Source organism: Streptomyces sp. NPDC006384 (assembly GCF_042870695.1).
Classification (GTDB): domain Bacteria; phylum Actinomycetota; class Actinomycetes; order Streptomycetales; family Streptomycetaceae; genus Streptomyces.
Window position 1 is genome coordinate 14151 of record NZ_JBIAHR010000029.1, and the last position, 20464, is coordinate 34614.

Annotated in this window: 22 protein-coding genes, 2 tRNA genes and 1 other RNA gene; 10 read left to right on the plus strand and 15 right to left on the minus strand. The window is 73.3% G+C overall.

Annotation, left to right across the window (positions count from 1 at the left end):
- Nucleotides 1-72: 72 nt before the first annotated feature.
- Together ACFYOJ_RS30680 and ACFYOJ_RS30685 are read right to left on the minus strand one after the other, a co-directional pair.
- Nucleotides 73-2544 carry an MFS transporter gene (locus tag ACFYOJ_RS30680; RefSeq protein WP_356554078.1) on the minus strand — a complete coding sequence of 824 codons (2472 nt, stop codon included), beginning with the start codon at nucleotides 2542-2544 and terminating at the stop codon, nucleotides 73-75.
- Nucleotides 2545-2557: 13 nt separating this feature from the next.
- Nucleotides 2558-3058, minus strand: a complete 501-nt coding sequence (locus ACFYOJ_RS30685; protein WP_356554076.1) for a MarR family transcriptional regulator — start codon at nucleotides 3056-3058, stop codon at nucleotides 2558-2560.
- 206 nt (nucleotides 3059-3264) lie between these two features.
- Between ACFYOJ_RS30685 and ACFYOJ_RS30690 the strand changes: the two genes are divergently transcribed.
- A complete protein-coding gene (locus ACFYOJ_RS30690; protein WP_356554075.1) occupies nucleotides 3265-3465 on the plus strand; it encodes a hypothetical protein in 201 nt (66 codons plus the stop codon).
- 132 nt (nucleotides 3466-3597) lie between these two features.
- On the opposite strand, the gene ACFYOJ_RS30695 is transcribed toward ACFYOJ_RS30690, so the two are convergent.
- From ACFYOJ_RS30695 to ACFYOJ_RS30730, 8 genes are all read right to left on the minus strand, one after another.
- Nucleotides 3598-4515 (minus strand): RNA polymerase sigma factor SigF, encoded by a 918-nt coding sequence (locus ACFYOJ_RS30695; protein WP_356557270.1) that lies wholly within the window; start codon nucleotides 4513-4515, stop codon nucleotides 3598-3600.
- Between the two features lie 292 nt (nucleotides 4516-4807).
- Complete coding sequence (locus ACFYOJ_RS30700) at nucleotides 4808-5719, minus strand: RNA polymerase sigma factor SigF (protein WP_356557269.1); 912 nt, start codon at nucleotides 5717-5719, stop codon at nucleotides 4808-4810.
- Nucleotides 5720-5861: 142 nt separating this feature from the next.
- Nucleotides 5862-6155: a Dabb family protein gene (locus ACFYOJ_RS30705; protein ID WP_356557268.1), complete on the minus strand. Its 294-nt coding sequence runs from the start codon at nucleotides 6153-6155 to the stop codon at nucleotides 5862-5864.
- On the minus strand, nucleotides 6155-6331 hold the full coding sequence (locus ACFYOJ_RS30710; protein ID WP_030979209.1) for a hypothetical protein: 177 nt from the start codon (nucleotides 6329-6331) through the stop codon (nucleotides 6155-6157). The genes ACFYOJ_RS30705 and ACFYOJ_RS30710 overlap by 1 nt, the downstream gene beginning before the upstream one ends.
- A gap of 156 nt (nucleotides 6332-6487) precedes the next feature.
- Nucleotides 6488-6575, minus strand: a tRNA-Ser gene (locus tag ACFYOJ_RS30715).
- A gap of 67 nt (nucleotides 6576-6642) precedes the next feature.
- Nucleotides 6643-7077, minus strand: coding sequence for a tRNA adenosine(34) deaminase TadA (gene tadA, locus ACFYOJ_RS30720; RefSeq protein WP_356557276.1), 435 nt, complete (start codon nucleotides 7075-7077; stop codon nucleotides 6643-6645).
- A gap of 89 nt (nucleotides 7078-7166) precedes the next feature.
- The gene (locus tag ACFYOJ_RS30725; protein ID WP_356557275.1) at nucleotides 7167-7700 is read right to left on the minus strand and encodes a hypothetical protein; all 534 of its coding nucleotides are present in this window, start codon (nucleotides 7698-7700) and stop codon (nucleotides 7167-7169) included.
- Between the two features lie 351 nt (nucleotides 7701-8051).
- The gene (locus ACFYOJ_RS30730) at nucleotides 8052-8288 is read right to left on the minus strand and encodes a hypothetical protein (protein WP_356557267.1); all 237 of its coding nucleotides are present in this window, start codon (nucleotides 8286-8288) and stop codon (nucleotides 8052-8054) included.
- A 139-nt stretch (nucleotides 8289-8427) separates the two neighbouring features.
- Here ACFYOJ_RS30730 and upp point away from each other — a divergent pair, with 139 nt between their 5' ends.
- Nucleotides 8428-9063, plus strand: a complete 636-nt coding sequence (upp, locus tag ACFYOJ_RS30735; protein WP_356557266.1) for a uracil phosphoribosyltransferase — start codon at nucleotides 8428-8430, stop codon at nucleotides 9061-9063.
- Nucleotides 9064-9090: 27 nt separating this feature from the next.
- Here upp and ACFYOJ_RS30740 read toward each other — a convergent pair whose 3' ends face one another.
- From ACFYOJ_RS30740 to ACFYOJ_RS30750, 3 genes are all read right to left on the minus strand, one after another.
- Nucleotides 9091-9711: a LytR C-terminal domain-containing protein gene (locus ACFYOJ_RS30740; protein WP_356557274.1), complete on the minus strand. Its 621-nt coding sequence runs from the start codon at nucleotides 9709-9711 to the stop codon at nucleotides 9091-9093.
- A gap of 226 nt (nucleotides 9712-9937) precedes the next feature.
- The gene (locus tag ACFYOJ_RS30745; protein ID WP_003999914.1) at nucleotides 9938-10234 is read right to left on the minus strand and encodes a type II toxin-antitoxin system VapB family antitoxin; all 297 of its coding nucleotides are present in this window, start codon (nucleotides 10232-10234) and stop codon (nucleotides 9938-9940) included.
- A gap of 154 nt (nucleotides 10235-10388) precedes the next feature.
- Nucleotides 10389-11111, minus strand: coding sequence for a siderophore-interacting protein (locus ACFYOJ_RS30750; RefSeq protein WP_356557265.1), 723 nt, complete (start codon nucleotides 11109-11111; stop codon nucleotides 10389-10391).
- Nucleotides 11112-11193: 82 nt separating this feature from the next.
- Between ACFYOJ_RS30750 and ACFYOJ_RS30755 the strand changes: the two genes are divergently transcribed.
- The 4 genes from ACFYOJ_RS30755 to ACFYOJ_RS30770 are packed head-to-tail and all read left to right on the plus strand — an operon-like array spanning nucleotide 11194 to nucleotide 15161.
- Nucleotides 11194-13263 carry a penicillin acylase family protein gene (locus ACFYOJ_RS30755; protein ID WP_356557264.1) on the plus strand — a complete coding sequence of 690 codons (2070 nt, stop codon included), beginning with the start codon at nucleotides 11194-11196 and terminating at the stop codon, nucleotides 13261-13263.
- Nucleotides 13256-13900, plus strand: coding sequence for a GNAT family N-acetyltransferase (locus ACFYOJ_RS30760; protein WP_356557263.1), 645 nt, complete (start codon nucleotides 13256-13258; stop codon nucleotides 13898-13900). Before ACFYOJ_RS30755 ends, ACFYOJ_RS30760 begins: the two co-directional genes overlap by 8 nt.
- Nucleotides 13897-14388, plus strand: a complete 492-nt coding sequence (locus ACFYOJ_RS30765) for a cupin domain-containing protein (protein ID WP_356557262.1) — start codon at nucleotides 13897-13899, stop codon at nucleotides 14386-14388. The genes ACFYOJ_RS30760 and ACFYOJ_RS30765 overlap by 4 nt, the downstream gene beginning before the upstream one ends.
- The gene (locus ACFYOJ_RS30770) at nucleotides 14385-15161 is read left to right on the plus strand and encodes an SDR family NAD(P)-dependent oxidoreductase (protein ID WP_356557261.1); all 777 of its coding nucleotides are present in this window, start codon (nucleotides 14385-14387) and stop codon (nucleotides 15159-15161) included. Before ACFYOJ_RS30765 ends, ACFYOJ_RS30770 begins: the two co-directional genes overlap by 4 nt.
- Before the next feature lie 39 nt (nucleotides 15162-15200).
- Here ACFYOJ_RS30770 and ACFYOJ_RS30775 read toward each other — a convergent pair whose 3' ends face one another.
- Nucleotides 15201-15632: a hypothetical protein gene (locus ACFYOJ_RS30775; protein WP_356557260.1), complete on the minus strand. Its 432-nt coding sequence runs from the start codon at nucleotides 15630-15632 to the stop codon at nucleotides 15201-15203.
- A 176-nt stretch (nucleotides 15633-15808) separates the two neighbouring features.
- Between ACFYOJ_RS30775 and ACFYOJ_RS30780 the strand changes: the two genes are divergently transcribed.
- From ACFYOJ_RS30780 to ACFYOJ_RS30790, 3 genes are all read left to right on the plus strand, one after another.
- Nucleotides 15809-16987 carry a sensor histidine kinase gene (locus ACFYOJ_RS30780; RefSeq protein WP_356557259.1) on the plus strand — a complete coding sequence of 393 codons (1179 nt, stop codon included), beginning with the start codon at nucleotides 15809-15811 and terminating at the stop codon, nucleotides 16985-16987.
- Nucleotides 16984-17652: a response regulator transcription factor gene (locus ACFYOJ_RS30785; RefSeq protein WP_356557258.1), complete on the plus strand. Its 669-nt coding sequence runs from the start codon at nucleotides 16984-16986 to the stop codon at nucleotides 17650-17652. Before ACFYOJ_RS30780 ends, ACFYOJ_RS30785 begins: the two co-directional genes overlap by 4 nt.
- 160 nt (nucleotides 17653-17812) lie before the next feature.
- Nucleotides 17813-19999, plus strand: a complete 2187-nt coding sequence (locus tag ACFYOJ_RS30790; RefSeq protein WP_356557257.1) for an MMPL family transporter — start codon at nucleotides 17813-17815, stop codon at nucleotides 19997-19999.
- Nucleotides 20000-20152: 153 nt separating this feature from the next.
- Here the strand turns inward: ACFYOJ_RS30790 and ACFYOJ_RS30795 are convergent.
- Nucleotides 20153-20240 (minus strand) — tRNA-Ser (locus ACFYOJ_RS30795).
- 73 nt (nucleotides 20241-20313) lie between these two features.
- Here ACFYOJ_RS30795 and ffs point away from each other — a divergent pair.
- An RNA gene (gene ffs / locus ACFYOJ_RS30800) (signal recognition particle sRNA small type) lies at nucleotides 20314-20412 on the plus strand.
- The last annotated feature ends 52 nt before the right edge of the window (nucleotides 20413-20464 follow it).

Here is a 20464-nt window from a genome sequence, read left to right on the forward strand (position 1 = left end):
TAAGAGAACCGGCCCGCGGCGGCGTGCGCACCTCCGCTCGGAGCGCGCACGCCACCACGGGCCGGGGTTTCGCTACTCGCCGGGGTGGGCGAGCTCGATGTCGTGGCCGTCGGCACCGGGGCCGGTGACCGTGAGGGACGTCGCCACCGGCGGGTAGCCGGTCGCGATGACGGTGTAGTCACCGGCGTCCAGGTCGGTGAAGGCGTACGCCCCGTCCGCACCGGTCGTGGCCGTGCCGACCACGTTGCCGGCCGCGTCGACCAGGGTCACGCGGGCGTCGGCCAGCGGACCGTGCGGCGCCCGTACGACACCCTGGACCGCGGCGCCGGCCTGCAGGTCGACCTCGACACGGGTGACACCGGTGCCGCCCACCTCGACGGGCAGGGCGCGGGGCCGGTAGCCGGCGGCGTTCACCGCGACGGTCACCGTGCCCGGCACCAGCTCGGCCAGGGAGAACTCGCCCGTCTCGCCGGTGGCGGTGGTGGCCAGCAGGTCACCGCGCACATCGGTCACGATCACCATCGCGTCCCTGACGGGCCGCCCGCCCTCCGCGGCCCGCACCAGGCCGGTGAGCCCGCTGGTGCCGCTGAGCAGGATGTCGTAGGCGAGCGGCTCGTCGTTGACGACGATCGTGGACGCCTGCGGCTGGAAACCGTCGGCGGAGGCGATCAGGACGTACGATCCCGCGCCCGGCGCGTCGAGGGCGTAGGAGCCGTCGGCCCGGGCGACCGAGCGTCCCAGCTGACGGCCCGCGAGCGAGATCAGCGTGACGGCGGCCTGCCCCAGGGGCGCGGACTCGGCGCCGCGGACGAAGCCGCGGACCGGGACGCCGCCGGAGACGGGCGCCTCGGAGCCGGCCGCCGTGGCGACCGCGCCGGCCGGGACCGGCTCGGCGGTCCGGGTGGCCTCGGCCGGGGCCGGGGCCGCCGGGGAGGCGGTCTCGGCGGCGGACTCCGCGGCCTGGACCAGGGCGCCGGTGGTGCGCAGCGGGACCTCCTTGATGAACAGCGTCACCAGGAAGGCGATCAGGGCGATCGGCGCGACGATCAGGAAGATGTCGGCGATGCCGTGCCCGTAGGCGCTCTCCAGCCACTCGCGGATGCCCGGGGGCAGCAGGTCCATGTCGGGGATCGAACCGCCCCCGGCGGCCTTGGCCGCGGCGGCCTGCTCCTGCGGGTCCAGCTGCCCGATGGTGTCCTCGGCGTAGTGGCTGATCCGGGTGGACATCACGGAGCCGAGCACCGAGACGCCCACCGCGCCGCCGAGGGACCGGAAGAAGGTCACGACGGAGGACGCGGCACCCAGGTCGCTCGGGGCCACCTGGTTCTGCGTGCACAGCACCAGGTTCTGCATCATCATGCCGACGCCGAGACCCATCAGCGCCATGAAGATCGCGATGCGCCAGTACGGGGTGTCGTAGCGCATGGTGCCCAGCAGGCCGAGGCCCGCCGTCAGCAGCACGCCGCCGGCCAGCAGCCAGTTCTTCCACTTGCCGGTCTTGGTGATGATCTGACCGGAGACCGTGGACGAGATGAACAGACCGCCGATCATCGGGATCGTCATGACGCCCGACATGGTCGGGGACTTGTCCCGGGCCAGCTGGAAGTACTGGCTGAAGTAGACGGTGCCCGCGAACATCGCGATACCGACGAACAGCGAGGCGAGCGACGCCAGGGTGATGGTGCGGTTCCTGAACAGCCGCATCGGGATGATCGGCTCTTCGGCCTTGGTCTCGACGAAGCAGAAGACCAGGGTCAGCAGGATCGCGCCGCCGACCATGACGCCCGTCTGCCAGGACATCCAGTCGTACTTGTCGTCCGCGAAGGTGACCCAGATCAGCAGCAGGGAGACGGCCGCGGTGACGAAGAAGGCACCGGCCCAGTCGACCTTGACCTGGCGCTTGAGCACCGGCAGGTGCAGCGTCTTCTGCAGCACGACCAGCGCGATGACCGCGAAGGGCACACCGACGTAGAGGCACCAGCGCCAGCCGAGCCAGCTGGTGTCGGTGATGACGCCGCCGAGCAGCGGACCGCCGACGGTGGCGACGGCGAAGGTCGCGCCGAGGTAGCCGGAGTACCGGCCGCGCTCGCGCGGGGAGATCATCGCGGCCATGATGATCTGGGCCAGGGCGGACAGACCGCCGGCGCCCAGACCCTGGATGACGCGCGCGCCGATCAGCATCGCCGGGTTCTGCGACAGACCGGCCACGACGGAGCCGAGGACGTAGACGCAGAGGGCTATCTGGACCAGGGCCTTCTTGCTGACCAGGTCCGCGAGCTTGCCCCACAGGGGGGTGGAGGCGGTCATCGCCAGCAGCGAGGCGGTGACGACCCACGTGTAGGCGCTCTGGCCGCCGCCCAGGTCACCGATGATCTCGGGCAGGGCGTTGGTGACGATGGTGGAGGACAGGATGGCGGCGAACATGCCGAGCAGCAGCCCGGACAGTGCCTCCATGATCTGCCGGTGCGTCATCGGAGCGTCTCCCGAGGAGCCTCCCCCGTGCTTGGCATGAGCCCGCACACCGGCTGGTGTGGTCGTTGCCATGGACTTCCTTTGCTTATGTGGTGACTGCGGGTGTACGGGTGGTCTCTTCGACCGCGGGTGGTGCGGCGGGCCGGCCCGCGGGGGACCGGCAGTCGTCGAAGCTCGCCCTGAGCCTGGTCATGAGCCGGGTGAGCTGGCCGACCTCCTCGTCGGACCAGTCGCTCAGACGGTGGGCCAGCAGCTGGGTCGTCCGTTCGGACAGGTCGTCCAGCTGGGCCTGGCCCGCGGGCGTCAGGCGCAGGATGCGCGAACGTTTGTCCGCCGGGTCCGGGGAGCGTTCGATCCAGCCCCGATCGGCGATGTGGGCGACATGGCGGCTGGTCACCGACATGTCCACGGAGAGCAGCTCCGCGAGCTTGCTCATGCGCATGTCGCCGTGGCGGCCCAGAAGCGTCAGTACGGCGGCCGATCCGGCGGGGCACTCGGCCGGCAGGATCCGGCCCATCTCCCGTCTCACGACGCCGAAGGCGCTGAACTGGCGGATCAGCTCCTCGTACTGCGCCCTCTCGGCCATGGGCACCTCCCGCATTCGTTGCTTAGGGCAACCATAGAAGCGATTGGTTGCTACAGGCAAATAAAAACGGGGGTCCGGTCATAAAAAGTTGGCAAAGGCAAGTATTGCGACAGTAAACATCCAGGTGGCGGCCGCCGGTGTGGGACGACCGGTCTCGGACGCCCTGCACTTGGGACGTCCCCACGGATTCGCTAGTGTCTCGGCCCATGGCTAACAACCAGGGCCCCCAGGGCAATTACGACCCCGCAGGCAGCACCCAGATGTTCCGCGCGTTCGTCGACGAGGGCGCCCCCGGCTCCCGGCAGGCGGACCCGGTCGCCTCCTCGGGCCCCCGCATCGGCCTGATCGTCGGCGTCGTGGCCGCCGTGGTGATCGTCGCGGCCGTGGCCTGGCTGGCGCTGAAGTAGAGCGGAAGGGGTGCGGGGACGTCTCCCCGCACCCCTTCCCGGCTCCTCCCGGCACGGCGACCGGCGCGGCACCCTCGGGGTGCCGCGCCGGTCGCCGTGCTGCCATGGGCCCCGCCGGCCGGCGGGGCGGGCTCAGTCCGAGATGAGGCCCTCGCGCAGCTGTGCCAGGGTGCGGGTGAGCAGCCGGGAGACGTGCATCTGCGAGATGCCGACCTCCTCGCCGATCTGCGACTGGGTCATGTTGGCGAAGAAGCGCAGCATGATGATCCGCCGCTCCCGGGACGGCAGCTTGGCCAGCAGCGGCTTGAGGGACTCGCGGTACTCCACGCCCTCCAGCGCCGTGTCCTCGTAGCCGAGGCGGTCCGCCAGCGAGCCCTCGCCGCCGTCGTCCTCCGGGGCGGGGGAGTCCAGCGAGGAGGCGGTGTAGGCGTTGCCGACCGCGAGGCCGTCGACGACGTCCTCCTCGGAGACGCCCAGCACGGCCGCCAGCTCGCCGACGGTCGGGGAGCGGTCCAGCTTCTGGGAGAGCTCGTCGCTGGCCTTGGTCAGCGCCAGGCGCAGCTCCTGGAGGCGGCGCGGGACGCGCACCGACCACGAGGTGTCGCGGAAGAACCGCTTGATCTCGCCCACGACCGTCGGCATCGCGAAGGTCGGGAACTCCACGCCCCGCTCGCAGTCGAAGCGGTCGATCGCCTTGATCAGGCCGATGGTGCCGACCTGGACGATGTCCTCCATCGGCTCGTTGCGCGAGCGGAAGCGGGCGGCGGCGTAGCGCACCAGCGGGAGGTTGAGCTCGATCAGGGTGTCCCGGACGTAGGCGCGCTCCGGGCTGTCCTGGTCGAGCGCGGCGAGCCGCAGGAACAGGGAGCGGGACAGGGTGCGGGTGTCGATGTTCGTCGAGGCCGTCTGGGCCGGGGCGTCGGCGGCCTGAGCCGGCACGGCGTCGAGGGCCGGGACGTCATCGATGGGGCCGAGCGCCTGGAGCGCCTCGGGCGCGGTCTCGCTCTCCGCGAGCGCGAGCACCTTCGAGCTGCCCTGGTCTACGGACATGCCACCCCCTTTGGGTCGCGGGACGGTCGCGGCGCACGCTCCCACGGCGGGAACGCAGCCTTCACCTGAATACCGGTGCCGAGGCCCCGGCAAACGCGCTTACGGCAGAATGTCACATGTCGGCAACGCGCTGTAGTGACATGTCGACATGCGAGACGCGAAAACCCCCTGCAGGGAGGGGGTCTGACGGGCCGTCGGGCGGAATTCTCCGCAACGTCCCTGCTGAGCGATTCGCTCGCGCCGGTGAATGTTCGGACGCGCTTTTGATTATGCGCCGGATCGCGTGCGCGGGTTACGCGTCGATCCGGTTGGCGGACCTCAGCCGCTGGAAACTGCGCGCCAGCAGGCGGGAGACGTGCATCTGGGAGACGCCGAGTTCCGCGCTGATCTGGGACTGGGTGAGGTTGCTGTAGTAGCGCAGCAGCAGGATCCGCTGCTCGCGCTCCGGGAGCTGCACCAGCAGGTGGCGCACGAGGTCGCGGTGTTCGACGCCGTCCAGCGCGGGGTCCTCGTAGCCGAGCCGGTCGAGCAGCCCGGGCAGTCCGTCGCCCTCCTGCGCGGCCTCCAGCGAGGTGGCGTGGTACGAGCGCCCCGCCTCGATGCAGGAGAGCACCTCGTCCTCGCCGATGCGCAGCCGCTCGGCGATCTCGGCGGTCGTCGGGGAGCGCCCGAAGGCGGTCGTCAGGTCCTCGGTGGCGCTGTTGACCTGCACCCACAGCTCGTGCAGCCGGCGCGGTACGTGCACGGTGCGGACGTTGTCGCGGAAGTAGCGCTTGATCTCGCCGACCACCGTCGGCATCGCGAAGGTCGGGAACTGGACGCCGCGGTCGGGGTCGAAGCGGTCGATCGCGTTGATGAGCCCGATGGTGCCGACCTGGACCACGTCCTCCATCGGTTCGTTGCGGGAGCGGAAGCGGGCGGCGGCGTAGCGCACCAGCGGGAGGTTGGCCTCGATGAGCGCCGTGCGCACGCGGTCGTGCTCCGGTGTGCCCGGTTCGAGTCCCTTGAGCTCTCCGAAGAGCACCTGGGTCAGGGCCCGGGTGTCGGCGCCCCTGCTGCGCTGCGGGGCGGTCTCCCCGGCGGGCGGCTCCTGCGCCTGCACGGGGGGTGCGGGCGGTGCTTGAGGCGCAGTACTGGCCGGCACGGTCAACTCCACCTCTTGATCCGTCAACTCATCCGTCAACTCTCCGTCAAAAGCGGTCATAGCATCACAAGACATGTGCAGCATGCGCAAGCACCGCATAAAGCCGTGTTGGGTGCGAACGGAACATACCGGGCATGAGGGGTCCCGTGCACGAGTCGGCCCCCCGACGTCTCCGGCGGGGGGCCGAGGGGGCGGGCGGTGCTCAGAACTCGTAGTCGGCGATCACCCAGGTGGCGAACTCGCGCCACAGCGCGACGCCCGCCCGGTGCGCGGGGTGGTCGAGGTAGCGCTGCAGGGCGTCGGCGTCGTCGACGGCCGAGTTGATGGCGAAGTCGTAGGCGATGGGTCGGTCGCTGATGTTCCAGGCGCACTCCCAGAAGCGGAGCTCCTCGATCCGGCCGCCGAGGGCGCGGAAGGCCTCGACGCCCTTCACGACGCGCGGGTCGTCGCGCTCGACGCCCTCGTTCAGCTTGAACAGCACCAGGTGACGGATCATCACTTTCCTCCGTTGGCGGCCCAGGTCATGAAGTCGCCGACGGCTCCCGCGGCGTCCGAGATGCCCTGGAACCCGATCTGGACGTAGTCGGCGGCCTTGGCCGGGTCCGTGATGATCACATACAGCACGAAGACCACGAGTGCGTAGACGGCGATCTTCTTCGCGTTCACCGCCACCGCGGCCTCCCCCTGGGAACTTCCTCGGACTCTGCGCTACCGGCGGTGAGTGTAACGGCCCGCTCCCCTGTGCGATCAATGCCTCGCACCGGTGAGCGGCGGCGCCGGCACCCCGGGAACGGTGAGGGGCCCGGTCCACCGGACCGGGCCCCTCTGTGGCGGTAGCGGAGGGATTTGAACCCTCGGTGACTTGCGCCACACTCGCTTTCGAGGCGAGCTCCTTCGGCCGCTCGGACACGCTACCGAGAGAGACCTTACAACACGGTGCGGCATGGTTCGAAATCGATATGCCGCGCACCGTGCGGCGCGGTTCAGCGGGCGCGGAAGAAGTCCGTGAGCAGCAGGGCGCACTCCTCGGCGAGCACGCCCTCGATCACCTCGGGCCGGTGGTTGAGCCGCCGGTCGCGGACGACGTCCCACAGGGAGCCGGCCGCTCCCGCCTTGTCGTCGCGGGCGCCGTAGACGACGCGGTCCACCCGGGACTGCACCAGCGCGCCCGCGCACATCGTGCACGGCTCCAGGGTGACGACCAGCGTGCAGCCGGTCAGCCGCCACCGGTCGCCGAGCTCCGCTGCGGCCCGCCGGATCGCCAGGACCTCCGCGTGGGCCGTCGGATCACCGGTGGCCTCGCGTTCGTTGTGCCCGGACGCCAGCACGGTGCTGCCGTCCGGGGCCAGTACGACGGCGCCGACGGGGACGTCCCCGCCCCGGCCGGCGTGCCCGGCCTCGGCCAGGGCGAGCCGCATCGCGGGCCGCCACCGGTCGCGCACCGGGTCGGGCGGGGCGGGTTCCGGGCCCGGCGGCACCCGGCCCGGACCCTTCTTCGCGGAGGAGGTCAGCGGACCGCCTCCAGTACGTCCAGGGCGCCGAGCGCCTCGGCGATCTCACCGACCGCGTCCCCGGACATCGCGCGCAGCTCCTTCTCGCTCAGTCCGAGGTCGTCGAGGACCCCGGCGTCCCCGACCGGGCCGTGCGGCACGGCGGACTCGCCGGGGCCGGCGTCCACGGCCGCGTCCTCGCCGTCGGACTCCCCGTCCTCGGTGCCGTCCAGGTCGAGGGCGTCGAGGTCGGGGCCGTCGTCGCCGGGGGCCCGGCCGAGCAGCTCGTCGGTGAGCAGGATCTCCCCGTAGCTGCTGCGGGAGGCCGCGGCGGCGTCCGAGACGTAGATGCGGGGATCCTCCTCGCCGTCCACGCGGACGACGCCGAACCACGCGTCCTCCTGCTCGATCAGCACGAGCACCGTGTCCTCGTCGGGAGAGGCTTCCCGGGCCAGGTCGGCCAGATCCGACAGGGTCTCCACATCGTCCAGCTCCGTGTCGCTCGCTACCCACCCGTCTTCGGTGCGCGCGAGCAGTGCGGCGAAGTACACCGTGACTCTCCCACTGGTCATAGGCGTGCCGGTTGGGGATCCCCCCGGCGGAGGTCGCGGGCGGGGCATGCGGTGCTCCGCGCCCCACCCACTCGGAATCGTGGCAGAAACAAGGGCTTCAGGGGATGTCTTCGACGCCCTGTGTCCGTCAGTTTTGATCGGAAACTTTCCCGTTCCCGCCGAGCCGCCGGCCGGCCCCGGTCCCGCCACCCGCGGATCGTACGCGGGTTCCCGCGCGCGGCGGCCCCCGGCCCGGCTCACGCCCCGGCGTCCGGCCGGCCGTTCCGCACCGGCCGGTGCCTCAGGGTCCGTTCCCGGTGCCGGTGCGGGAGGCAGTGCCCGCCGCGGGCGTCACCAGCGGAAGGTGCGCATGCGCATCGCGTGGCGCAGGCGGGCGGTCTTGGCGCGGCGCGGCTGGACGCGGTCCCGCAGCTCCCGCGCCTCCGCGAGGTCGCGCAGGAACTGGGCCCGGCGCCGTCGGCGCTCGGCCTCCGTGTCCGGGCCCGTCCTGGGCCCCGGCTCCGTCCTCCGCCGTGTCCTCGGCTCCTCGCCCGAGGAAGGCGTGCCGGCGATGTTCCGGTCAGGCACAGTCTCACCACCCCGCGTCCGTTCCTCCCACCTTCCCCCGGACGGGCGGTCCGACGCCTGGGAACGGGAGGAACGCGGTGGTGCGGTCCTGCCCGGGCGCGGGGACGCCGGGGTGCCGGGGCCCGGTTACTGTGGGGACATGCGTCTCCACGTCGTCGACCACCCCCTGGTCGCCCACAAGCTCACCACGCTGCGCGACCAGCGCACCGACTCCGCGACCTTCCGCCGCCTCGCCGACGAGCTGGTCACCCTGCTCGCCTACGAGGCCACGCGCGACGTGCGTACCGAACAGGTCGACATCCACACGCCGGTCACGCAGACCACCGGCGTCAAGCTCTCCCACCCGCGCCCGCTGGTGGTGCCGATCCTGCGCGCCGGTCTCGGCATGCTCGACGGCATGGTCCGGCTGCTGCCGACCGCCGAGGTGGGCTTCCTCGGCATGGTGCGCAACGAGGAGACGCTGCAGGCCTCCACCTACGCCACGCGCATGCCGGACGACCTGTCCGGGCGCCAGGTGTACGTCCTGGACCCGATGCTGGCCACCGGCGGCACGCTGGTCGCCTCCATCCAGGAGCTGATCAAGCGCGGCGCCGACGACGTGACGGCCGTGGTGCTGCTGGCGGCCCCCGAGGGCGTCGAGCTGATGGAGCGCGAACTGGCCGGCACCCCGGTGACGGTCGTGACGGCCTCGGTCGACGAGCGCCTCAACGACCAGGGCTACATCGTCCCGGGCCTCGGGGACGCGGGCGACCGGATGTACGGAGCGGCCGAGTAACCGCTCGCGGCGCGTCCGTACGACTGCTCAGCAGTCCTTCTTCTGCGCGGCGGGCGTCGGCTGCGGCGTGCTCAGGCGGGCGATCGCCGTGTCGGCGTCCGCCCGCTGTGCCAGCCCCTTGAAGCCGTCGCCGATGATCAGGTCGACGGCGGTGTCCTTGCGGGCCGCGTCGGTACGGCGCTCGGCGGCGGGCAGCTGCGTGCCGAGCACGGGCAGCGAGCCCTTCAGGGAGGCGGCGGGGCCGAGGAGCACACCGGTGCCGCCGATCTTCTTGTCGTACTCCGCGGGCGCGTTGCCCACCTCGCCGATGCGGAAGCCGCGCTTCTTCAGCTCGTCGGCGGTCTGCTGGGCCAGACCCTTGCGGGTGGTGGCGTTCAGCACGTTGACGGTGATCTGCGCCGGCGCGGGCACGGACACCGCGGCGGGGGACGCGCTCGCGCGGGCCGGGGCGGGCCGGCACTCCCCGGCGGCGGTGGTCGCCGACGCCTCGTCGTCGCCGGTGAAGACGTCGATGAGTTGCAGCGTGCCCCAGCCGAGGACGCCGAGGACGGCCGTGCAGGCCGCGACGGCGAGTCCGAGCCTGCCGCGCCGCCGGGCGGGCCGCATCCGCGGGTACTTGTCCCCCGTGACCCGGTACTTGCCGCCCATGCCCGGGGGAGTCAGCATGCTCATGAGCGCAGCGTAGTGCGCCGGAGCGATGATGCCTATTAGATGATCACTCGATCTTACGCGGATCGGTCTGATTCAACCCGAAAGGGTCAAGGAGCGCCGGGACCCCCCGGTGGCACCGGGCGGCACCGACGCGTCGTCAGCCGGACCGGGCGGTCCGCCGGTCGGGTCCCCGGCGGTTCGTCAGGCGGGTCCCGGCGGTCCGTCAGTCGAGTTCGAGGACGCGTGCGTGCAGCACCTGTCGCTGCTGCAGCGCCGCGCGGACCGCGCGGTGGAGGCCGTCCTCCAGGTACAGGTCCCCCTGCCACTTCACGACGTGCGCGAAGAGGTCGCCGTAGAACGTGGAGTCCTCGGCGAGGAGGGTCTCCAGGTCGAGCTGGCCCTTGGTCGTCACGAGCTGATCGAGGCGGACCGGGCGCGGCGCGACGTCCGCCCACTGCCGGGTGCTCTCCCGGCCGTGGTCGGGGTACGGCCGGCCGTTTCCGATGCGCTTGAAGATCACACGGAAAGCCTACCGGCCCGGGCGTCGCGGGCGCAGCCTCGACGGCGCGGCGCGGCACGGGAGATGACGTCGCAAACGGGGGCGAAACGGCCTCGGGGGCCCGTCCGCCGGGGCGCGGAGCGGGATCCGTGTCCCGGCGGACGGGAGCCGGGGCTCAGGTCGCGCGCCAGTACCCCAGCGCGTTCACCCGGTGCTTGGGCACGCCCAGGTCCTTGCGGACGTGGGCGGCCAGGGCCCGGGTGGTGGCCGTGTCGCAGGCGATCCAGACGTACGGCTCGGCGGTGTCGCGCAGCAGTCCGGGCAGCGCCGCCTTCACCTCGGCGACCAGGTGGGCGCCGGCGTCGCGGCGCGGGACGGTGCGGACCTCGTGCCGGGACGGGGCGGTGCGCAGGGGCAGGCCCTCGGTGTCGCCCTCGAACCAGATGGTCGCGGGCACCGTGTCCAGCGCGTCCAGCAGGGAGTTGAGGGCGGGCAGGGACGCCGGGTCGGCGACGGCGAAGAGGCGGGAGGGGGCCGGGTCGGGGTGCTGGAAGCCGGTGCCCTGGACGGTGGCCTCGATGGTGTCGCCGGGCTTCGCGGCCCGCGCCCAGTCGCTGGCGCACCCCTCGTGCAGGGCGAACTCCATGGCGAAGGTGCCGGTCACCGGGTCCGGGTCGACCAGGGTGTACGCCCGCTGGTGGGGCTTGCCCGCGTTCTCGAACCACAGCCGCACCCACATCGTGGGGTGGACGCCGGTCGCCGCCAGCAGGCCGCCGTCGGACAGGCGCAGCCGCCGGTAGTGCGGGGTGACGTCCTCGGCGTCCGTCACGGTGAACTCGAAGTCCTTCGCGCGCATCAGTTTGAGGACCGCGCCTTCCCAACCCCGCCCCTGCCCCATCGGTCGTTCACCTTTCCCGTACGATTCCGCCACGACGTAAGACTTAGGTGAGCCTAACCTAAAGGAAAGTAGGGGCACAGGGGTGAGCGCCGAGATATACCGCGACGCCTGGGGAATCCCGCATCTGCGCGCGGACAGCGTGGAGGGACTCGCCCGCGCGCAGGGCCGGGTGACCGCCCGCGACCGGGGCTGGCAGCTGGAGGTCGAACGGCACCGCGCACAGGGCACCTCGGCGTCCTTCCTCGGGGCCGAGTCCCTGCCCTGGGACCGCTTTGCCCGCCGGGCCCGGCTCGCCGACACCGCCCGCCGCTGCTTCGCCGCCCTGGAGGAAGGGGACCCGGAGACGGCCGCCTGGGTCCGGGCGTACACCGACGGCGTGAACGAGTCGCTCGCCCGGGACACCCCCGCCCCCGAGTTCGCGCGCGCCGGTCTCGCGCCCGGCCGCTGGGAGCCCTGGACCCCGCTCGCCGTCTGGCTCTCCACCCACGTCCTCTTCGCCGGTTTCCCCGCCAAGCTCTGGCGCGAGCACATCGCCGGGCACCTCGGCCCGGACGCCGTCGCCCTGTTCGCCACCGACGGGCCGGGCACCGCCGGCAGCAACGGCTGGCTGGTGAGCGGCGAACGCACCGTGACCGGGCACGCGGTCATCGCCGGCGACCCGCACCGCTACATCGAGGACCCCGGTGTCTACCAGCAGATCCACCTGTCCTGCCCGGAGTTCGACGTCGTCGGCCTCGCCGTGCCCGGCGTCCCCGGCATCGCCCACTTCGGCCACACCGGCACCGTCGCCTGGGCCATCACCAACGCCATGGCCGACTACCAGGACCTCTACCGCGAACGGCTGCGCCGTACCGGCGCCGGCGTGGAGGCGCTCGGCCCGGACGGCGCCTGGCACCGGGCCTCCCGGCACACCGAGCTGATCCGGGTCGCGGGGGAGGAGCCCGTCGAGATCGAGGTCATCGAGACCGATCGGGGCCCGGTGATCGCCGGCGGCCCCGAGGGGCTGGTCGACGGCACCCCCCTTGCCCTCAGCCTGCGCCACCCGCCCCGCGTCACCGCCGATCTGGGCTTCTCCGCCCTGCTGCCGCTGCTGCGGGCCCGCCGGACCGCCGACGTGGACCGGGCCCTGGACGCGTGGGTGGAACCGGTCAACGTCGTGCAGGCCGCCGACACCGAGGGCGGGCTGCTGCACCGGGTCGCGGGCCGGGTGCCGGTGCGGGCCGCCGCCAACGGCCTGCGCCCGGTGCCCGCGTGGGAGCCCGGGCACGAGTGGACCGGCTGGCACGGGACGCCCCGCGCCGGGCTCACCGACGGCGTCGCCGTCATGGCCAACCAGCGCGGCCCCGCGGCACCCCTCGGCGTCGAGTTCGCCCCGCCGCACCGCGCCGAGCGCATCACCGCCCTGCTCGCCGCCGAGGACCGCTGGTCGGCCGCCGGCATGGCCGCGATCCACACCGACACCCACCTCGCCTCCGCCGCCCCGCTCCTCGAGCACCTGAGCGTCCTCGACGGCCTGACCCCCGAGGCCGCCGCCCTGCGCGACCGCCTCCTCGCCTGGGACCGCCGCATGGACGCCGGCAGCACCGACGCGGCGGCCTACGCGGCCGTCCGCGGCGCGCTCGTACGGCACCTGGCGGCACACCCGGCCTTCGCCGGGGCCGCCGTCCCGCCCGCCTACCCCGAGGTATTCCTGCCCTGGCTCGCACTGGTGCCGCGCATCGCCTACGCCCTCGAACACCTGCTGCGCGCCGAGGACCTGTACGGCGTCGACCGCGCCGGGGCCGTCCGCGCCGCCCTGGAGGAGGTGGCCGGGCGGGAGCCCTCCGGCACCTGGGGCGACACCCACCGGCTCGCCCCCTGGCGGGCGCTGCCGGACGCCTCCGCGCAGGAACCCGGACTCTCCGGCGACCACGACTGCGTGCTGTGCACCTCCGCCGTCCCCGGCCTCACCGACCGCGCCGCGCGCGGACCCGCCGCCCGATACGTCTGGGACCTGGCCGACCGGCAGGACAGCCGCTGGGTGGTCCCCCACGGCGCGTCCGGCGACCCCCGCTCCCCCCACCACCACGACCAGCAGTCCCTGTGGCTCGCGGGCGAACTCGTCCCCGTGGTCACCGACTTCGACCGGCTCACGAAGGAGACCGATGTCTGACCCGACCCCGACCCCGAACCCGGCACCGGCCACGCCCCCGTACGCGTCCCGTCCGGCCGTCCACGAGCAGGCGCTCGACGGCTTCGGCACCGTCCGGGTCCTGCCCCTCGACGCCGCCGCGGACGCCGGGGTGATCCACTCCTGGGTCAGCGAGGAACGCGCCGCCTTCTGGGGCATGAACGGCCTGACGAGGGACCAGGTGGCCGACATCTACGCCCACATGGCCGGCCTCGACACCCACCACGCCTTCCTGGTGGTCGAGGACGACGAGCCGGTCGCGCTGTTCCAGACCTACGAGCCCGGCGCCGACCGGGTCGGCGAGTGCTACGACGTGGAACCCGGTGACATCGGAGTCCACCTGCTGCTCGCTCCCGCCGGGGAGCGGGGCGCCCGCCCCGGCTGGACCGCCGCCCTGTCCCGGGCCCTCACGGCCTACGTCCTGCTGGGCCTGGACCGGACGCGGATCGTGGTCGACCCGGACGTGCGCAACGACAAGGCGACAGCCCGCTTCCTCAAGCAGGGCTTCACCGCCGGCCCGGAGGTCGTCCTGCCCGAGGTCGACCTGCCGGACGTGTACCTGCCCGAGAAGCGCGCACAGCTCGCCTTCCTGCGCCGGGAGGTAGCCTTCCCGGCGTGACGCCCCCGCCGACCGCCGAGGACCTGATCGCGCACTACGGGCTGGAGCCCATCCCCCGGGAGGGCGGCCTGTTCCGCCGCACCTGGGCCGGCCCGGAGCGCGCCGACGGACGCCCCACCGGGACCGCCGTCGTGGCGCTGCTGACCTCCCGGCCGGACGACTTCTCCGCGCTGCACCGCCTGCCGTCCGACGAGACCTGGCACTTCTACCTCGGCGACCCCCTGGAGCTGCTGCTCCTCGGCCCGGACGGCGGCGCGCGCACGGCCGTGCTGGGACCGGACGTCCTGGACGGGCAGCACGTGCAGTACACGGTCCCCGCCGGCACCTGGATGGGCGGCAGGGTGGCGGCCGGCGGCACCTGGACGCTCTTCGGCTGCACGATGGCGCCCGGCTTCACCTACGAGGACTACGAGCACGGCGACGCGGCCGCCCTCACGGCGCGCCACCCGGACCAGGCGGCGCGGATCGCGGAACTGTGCCGGCCGTGAGCCCGTCCGCGCGTCTCCTCGACGGCCAGGTGGCGCTCGTCACGGGCGCGGGCGGCGGCATCGGCCGGGGCATCGCGCTGCGGTTCGCCGAGGAGGGCGCGGCGGTCGCGGTGCACTGCCGTACGGCGGTCGCGGCGGCCGGGGACGTGGCCGCGCGGATCCGGGAGCACGGCGGCCGGGCCGTGGTGCTGCGCGCCGACCTCACCGACGAGGACGCCTGCCGCACCCTGGTCGAGGACGCCGCCGACTGGGGCGGCGGCCGGCTGACGGCGCTGGTCAACAACGCCGGCGTGCAGCCGCTGCGGGAACTGCCCGGCATGACGGCCGCCGAGTGGCGGGACGTGGTGGACACCAACCTCACCGGCGTCTTCGCCTGCACGCAGGCCGCGGCCGGGATCATGCGGGACCAGGAGGGCGGCGGCACCGTCACCCACATCGCGTCCGTCGAGGCCGGCGCCCCGGCCCCCGCCCACGCGCACTACAGCGCCTCCAAGGCGGCGGTCGTGATGCACGCCCGTTCGGCGGCTCTGGAGTACGGGCCGTGGGGGATCAGGGTCAACTCCGTCTCGCCCGGCCTGATCGACCGCGACGGGCTCGCCGAGTCCTGGCCGGAGGGCGTACGGCGGTGGCGGCGGGCGGCGCCCACGGGGCGGCTCGGGCGGCCGGAGGACGTGGGCGACGCGTGCGTGTTCCTCGCGTCCGGGCTGGCGTCCTGGATCACCGGCCACGACCTCGTGGTGGACGGCGGGGTGACGGCCCGTCCGCCGTGGTGAGGACCCGGCCGTGAGGTCGGAGGGCGAGCCGCCGCCCGCTCACACCGCTCCACCGCGCAACCGGCGCACGCCCAGCGCGCAGACGCCGCAGACCGTACCCCACACCCCGCTGACGAGGAACATCGGCAGGATGGCCTGTGGCCGTGCGAGCGGTCCTCGCAGTTCCCCCGTGAGCACGGGGGACAGCACCCCGCTCAGGAGCAGGGTGGCCACCGCGTACGCCACCCCCGCGGCCACCGGCGTCAGCAACGGCTCCCGCATCCGGCCGAGTCCGACGACGAGGATCCACACCAGGCTGATCAGGAGGGTGAGCAGCAGGGGGGTGAGCGGCTTGCCGAGCGCGTCGGCCAGTCCGGTGACGGAGAACACCGGCCGGACCAGCGCGACGGCGGTGAGCAGGGCCACCACCGGCAGGTTCAGGCGGCGCAGGCGGGCGGAGAGGGGGAGGCCGGGGGCGGGATCGATACTCATGCCCCCAGCGTCGGCGGGCGACGGGCGCCGGAGCGTCGGCCTGCGGCCGGTATCCGCCGTACTCCACCGGTTGCGGTGCCCGGCGCCCGGTTACGCCCCGGGTTGCGGGCCGGTGCCGAGCGGGTCCGCCGTGCAGGGGGTGGGCACGCGGTGGGTGGCCTGCCTACGCTTACGGCATGGTTTCCTCCGTCCCGCCGACCCGGTCCGGGCTGCCGCGTGGCCGGGCGGCGGACGCCGCGCTGGCCGGTGCGGTCCTGACCCTGGTCGTGGTGGGAAGTCTGCGCTCCTTGATCGGCGAACGCGAGGAGCCCTGGGAGACCACCGCGCTCGGCTGGGCCCTGCTCGTCGCCGCCTGCGCCGCCCTGTACGTCTGCCGGCGCCACCCGGTGCCGACCGCGGCCTTCGTACTGGCCGCCACCATCGCGTACTACCTGGTCAGCGCCTACGACGGCCCCCTGGTGGTCGCCTTCGTCGTCGCCCTGTACATGGTCGCGGCCGAGGGCCGTCTCCGCGCGGCGATCGTCCTGGCCGCGCTCGGCCTGCTGCTCACCGGCACGGGCACGCTGCTCGGCAACCACGACGTCAACGGCATAGCCCTGTTCATGATGACCGGCTGGCTGGTGGGCGTGATCGCCCTCGGATGGGTGCGCGACAACCGGCTGGCCCTGTCGCGGGAGGCGGAGCAGCGGGCGGCGAGCGAGGAGCGGCTGCGCATCGCGCGGGAGCTGCACGACGTCGTCGGCCACCACCTCTCCCTCATCAACGTCCAGTCCGCCGCCGCCCTGCGCCGGCTGCGCAAGGACCCCGAGAGCGGTCCCGAACGGGCGCAGGAGGCTCTCGCCGCGGTCAAGGACGCCAGCAGGGAGGCGCTGCGCGAACTGCGGGCGACCCTGGGCGTGCTGCGGCAGGCCGACGAGCCGGCGCCCACCGCGCCCACGGCCGGCCTCGACCGGCTCGGCGAACTGGTGGCGTCGGCCCGGCTGGCCGGCCTCGACGTCCGCGTGAGCGTCGGCGGCGGCCGGCGCCCGCTGCCCGCCGAGGTGGATCTCGCCGCGTACCGCATCGTGCAGGAGTCCCTGACCAACGTCACCCGCCACGCCCACGCCACCGCCGTCGCCGTGCGCATCGAGCACGGCACGCGGCACGTCACCGTCGAGGTCACCGACGACGGCCGCGGCCCCTCACCCGTGAGCGGCGGTTCCGGCAGCGGCATCGCCGGGATGCGCGAGCGGGCCCGCGCCCTCGGCGGCCACCTCACCACCGGGCCGGCCGCGGACGGCGGTTTCACGGTCCGGGCGACACTGCCGTGCCCGGACGTCCCGGCACCACCGAAGGGAGCACTCCCCACCCCATGATCAGAATCGTGCTGGCCGACGACCAGCGTCTGGTGCGCGCCGGGTTCCGGTCGATGCTGGAGGACGAGGACGACCTGGAGGTGGTCGGCGAGGCGAGCGACGGCGCCGAGGCCCTGGCCGTCTGCCGCGCCCTGCGTCCCGACGTCGTCCTGCTGGACATCCGCATGCCGGGCGTGGACGGCCTCCAGGCGGCCCGGGACATCGCCGCCGACTCCCGCCTGAACGACGTACGCGTGGTCATCCTGACCACCTTCGACCTCGACGACTACGTGTACGGCGCCCTGCGCGCCGGGGCGACCGGCTTCCTGGTCAAGGACACCGAGCCGGAGGAACTGGTGCACGCCGTCCGGGTCGCCGCCCGCGGGGACGCGCTGATCAGCCCCTCCGTCACCCGCCGTCTGATCGCCGAGTTCGCGGGCCGGGCCAGGGCCCCCGAGCCCGGCCCGCGGCTGAACGCCCTCACCGAACGCGAACGCGAGGTCATGTGCCTGGTCGCGGCCGGCCTCTCCAACGACGAGATCGCCGCCCGCCTCGTCCTGAGCCCCGCCACCGCGAAGACCCACGTCAGCCGCATCATGACCAAGCTGGACGTCCGCGACCGCTCCCAACTGGTCGTACTGGCATACGAGTCGGGGATGGTGAGCCCCCGCTGGCTGTCGGGGTGAGCCTGCCGCGGCCCGGTGGGGCGGTGACGCGCCGGGCGTACGCCACCACGTCTCGCAACCCACGCAGTACGGCGCCCCCGCCCCCCGCAACCCACGCAGTACGGCGACTGTCCTCCCGGGGCCGATGCCCGGCGTCACACCGGAGCCGGACGCTGCGGGCATGCACTCGTACAGTCCCTCGCCCCTGCCCACCCGGCCCGCGGCCCGCCCCGGCGTCTTCGGCCGCCTCGCCTCCTGGTCCCGGCGTCACCGCTGGAGCGCCCTGCTGCTCTGGGTGATCGTGGTCGCCGTCATCACCGTCGGCTCCCAGCTCGCAGGCAGCACCTACCGCAACGACTTCTCCCTCCCCGGCACCGATTCCCAGACCGCCACCGACCTGCTGGAACGGCACGGGTCCGCCCAGGCGGGCGACAGCGTGCAGGTCGTCCTGCAGGACTCCGCCGGACTGGCCGGCGACCGCGCCGAGGTGGAACGGCTCCTCGACCGGGTACGCACCCTGCCGTCCGTCGCCGAGGTCCACAGCCCGTACGACGACGCCGCCGCCGTCTCCGAGGACGGCACCATCGCCTACGCCACCGTCGTCCTGGACGGGACGACCGAGGAGGTCCCCAAGGAGGACGTCGCCCGCATCATCGACACGGCGCGGTCGGCGGCCGGTGACGGCCTCACCGTGGAGCTGGGCGGGGATGCGGTGCAGAGCGCCGAGGAGAGCGGCGGCGGGGGAGCCGAGGGCGCGGGCATGCTCGCCGCGCTGGTGATCCTCGTCCTGCTCTTCGGATCGATCGTGGCCGCCGCGCTGCCCCTGGTCACGGCGCTGTTCGCGGTCGGCGGCGCGGTGGGCCTGATCGCGCTCGCCTCGCACCTCTTCACGGTCGCCGACTTCACCCCGCCGATCATGATGCTGGTCGGCCTCGGGGTGGGTGTCGACTACGCGCTGCTGATCTTCTACCGCTACCGCCACGAACTCGTCCGCGGCATGGACCGCGACACGGCCGCCCGCACCGCCCTGGACGCGGCGGGCCGTACGGTCTTCTTCGCCGGCTGCACCGTCATCATCGCCCTGCTGGGCCTGGTCGCCCTGGGACTCGGTGCGCTCCAGGGCGCGGCGCTGGCCGTCGCGCTGACCGTGCTGGTCACGATGGCCGCCTCGCTGACCCTGCTGCCGGCCCTGCTCGCCCTGTTCGGCCCCCGTCTCCAGCGGCACGTGCTGAAGCGGGCGGCGAAGACGGCGGCCAAGGGTGCCGAGGAGGGCCGGGGCTGGCGCCGCCTGGCCGGCGCCGTGCAGCGCCGCCCGCTGCCCGCGCTGCTGGCGGCCACCGTGGCGCTGCTGGCTCTGTCGGCACCGGCCGTCGGGATGCGGCTGGGTTTCGCCGACGCGGGCAACGACCCGGCGACGTCCACCAGCCGCAAGGCCTACGACCTGCTGGCCGACGGTTTCGGTCCCGGTTTCAACGGACCCCTGGTCGTGGTGGCCCAGGGCGACGAGGCGGCGGCGACGGCGCTGCGCACCACGCTCGCCGACACCCCGGGCATCGCGGCGACGACACCGCCCCTGCCCTCGTCCGACGGCGAGGTCTCGACGGTCATCGCCTTCCCGGCCACCGCCCCGCAGTCCGAGTCCACGGCCGACCTGGTCCACACCCTCCGCGACGACGTGCTGCCCGGCCTGGCCGACCGCACCGGTGCCACGTACCTGATCGGCGGCCCGACGGCGGCGGCGCAGGACTTCGCCGACTCGGTGTCGTCCCGCATCCCGCTCTTCGTGACGATCGTGGTGGGCCTGTCCACGCTCCTGCTTCTGCTGGTCTTCCGTTCCCTGTGGATCCCGGTCAAGGCGGCGGTCCTCAACCTCCTCTCCATCTCGGCGGCGCTCGGCGTGATCACGCTGGTCTTCCAGCACGGCTGGTTCGGAGTGCAGCCCGGCCCGGTGGAGGCGTTCATCCCCGTCATGATCTTCGCGATCGTCTTCGGGCTCTCCATGGACTACGAGGTCTTCCTGATCTCCCGCATCCACGAGGAGTGGAAGCGCACCCGCGACCCCGCTCTCGCCGTCCGTGAGGGACTGGCCGCCACGGGCCAGGTCATCACCGCCGCGGCGGCCATCATGATCGTCGTCTTCGCGGCCTTCATCCTCTCCCCGGACCGCATGCTCCAGCAGTTCGGCCTGGGGCTCGCGACGGCGATCCTCCTGGACGCCGTGGTGATCCGCTGCCTGGTCGTCCCGGCGGCCATGCACCTCCTGGGCCGCCACGCCTGGTGGCTTCCCGCCCCCCTGGCCCGGCGTCTGCCGACCGTGCGCCTGGAGGCGGAGGAGTCTTCGCCCCTCCACGACGACGTCCGGAGCTGACGCGGTCCCGCACGGACCGCGGTGCCGCGGGCGGGCCGGAACGGCATGGCGGACCCCATGCCGTTCCCCCGCCGACGGGACAACGGCGACGGGACAACGTCGAAGGGCCCCCTGTTTCCAGGGGGCCCTTCGACATCGTGCCCGGTGAGGCACTGGCGGAGGATACGAGATTCGAACTCGTGAGGGGTTGCCCCCAACACGCTTTCCAAGCGTGCGCCCTAGGCCTCTAGGCGAATCCTCCGCGGCAAACATTACATGACGCCGGAGAGTGCTCGCGAACTCGTTCTCGGGGGCCCGGATCGGGTAACGTGTGGCGCAGCCCCTCACGCGGCGCTATCTGACTGAACTCCCCCAGGGCCGGAAGGCAGCAAGGGTAGGTCGGCTCTGGCGGGTGCGTGGGGGGCGCTTGCGTTCGCGGGGCGGCCGGCCCGGATCCGCCGGCGGGACCGGTTGTCGGTGGGCGCC

Coding starts and splice junctions, on each gene's coding strand:
- ACFYOJ_RS30680 (WP_356554078.1), bottom strand. CDS start 2,544: ATGGCAACGACCACACCAGCCGGTGTGCGGGCTCATGCCAAGCACGGG.
- ACFYOJ_RS30685 (WP_356554076.1), bottom strand. CDS start 3,058: ATGGCCGAGAGGGCGCAGTACGAGGAGCTGATCCGCCAGTTCAGCGCC.
- ACFYOJ_RS30690 (WP_356554075.1), top strand. CDS start 3,265: ATGGCTAACAACCAGGGCCCCCAGGGCAATTACGACCCCGCAGGCAGC.
- ACFYOJ_RS30695 (WP_356557270.1), bottom strand. CDS start 4,515: ATGTCCGTAGACCAGGGCAGCTCGAAGGTGCTCGCGCTCGCGGAGAGC.
- ACFYOJ_RS30700 (WP_356557269.1), bottom strand. CDS start 5,719: ATGACCGCTTTTGACGGAGAGTTGACGGATGAGTTGACGGATCAAGAG.
- ACFYOJ_RS30705 (WP_356557268.1), bottom strand. CDS start 6,155: ATGATCCGTCACCTGGTGCTGTTCAAGCTGAACGAGGGCGTCGAGCGC.
- tadA (WP_356557276.1), bottom strand. CDS start 7,077: ATGCGGCTCGCCCTGGCCGAGGCCGGGCACGCCGGCCGGGGCGGGGAC.
- upp (WP_356557266.1), top strand. CDS start 8,428: ATGCGTCTCCACGTCGTCGACCACCCCCTGGTCGCCCACAAGCTCACC.
- ACFYOJ_RS30740 (WP_356557274.1), bottom strand. CDS start 9,711: ATGGGCGGCAAGTACCGGGTCACGGGGGACAAGTACCCGCGGATGCGG.
- ACFYOJ_RS30750 (WP_356557265.1), bottom strand. CDS start 11,111: ATGGGGCAGGGGCGGGGTTGGGAAGGCGCGGTCCTCAAACTGATGCGC.
- ACFYOJ_RS30760 (WP_356557263.1), top strand. CDS start 13,256: ATGTCTGACCCGACCCCGACCCCGAACCCGGCACCGGCCACGCCCCCG.
- ACFYOJ_RS30775 (WP_356557260.1), bottom strand. CDS start 15,632: ATGAGTATCGATCCCGCCCCCGGCCTCCCCCTCTCCGCCCGCCTGCGC.
- ACFYOJ_RS30780 (WP_356557259.1), top strand. CDS start 15,809: ATGGTTTCCTCCGTCCCGCCGACCCGGTCCGGGCTGCCGCGTGGCCGG.
- ACFYOJ_RS30785 (WP_356557258.1), top strand. CDS start 16,984: ATGATCAGAATCGTGCTGGCCGACGACCAGCGTCTGGTGCGCGCCGGG.
- ACFYOJ_RS30790 (WP_356557257.1), top strand. CDS start 17,813: ATGCACTCGTACAGTCCCTCGCCCCTGCCCACCCGGCCCGCGGCCCGC.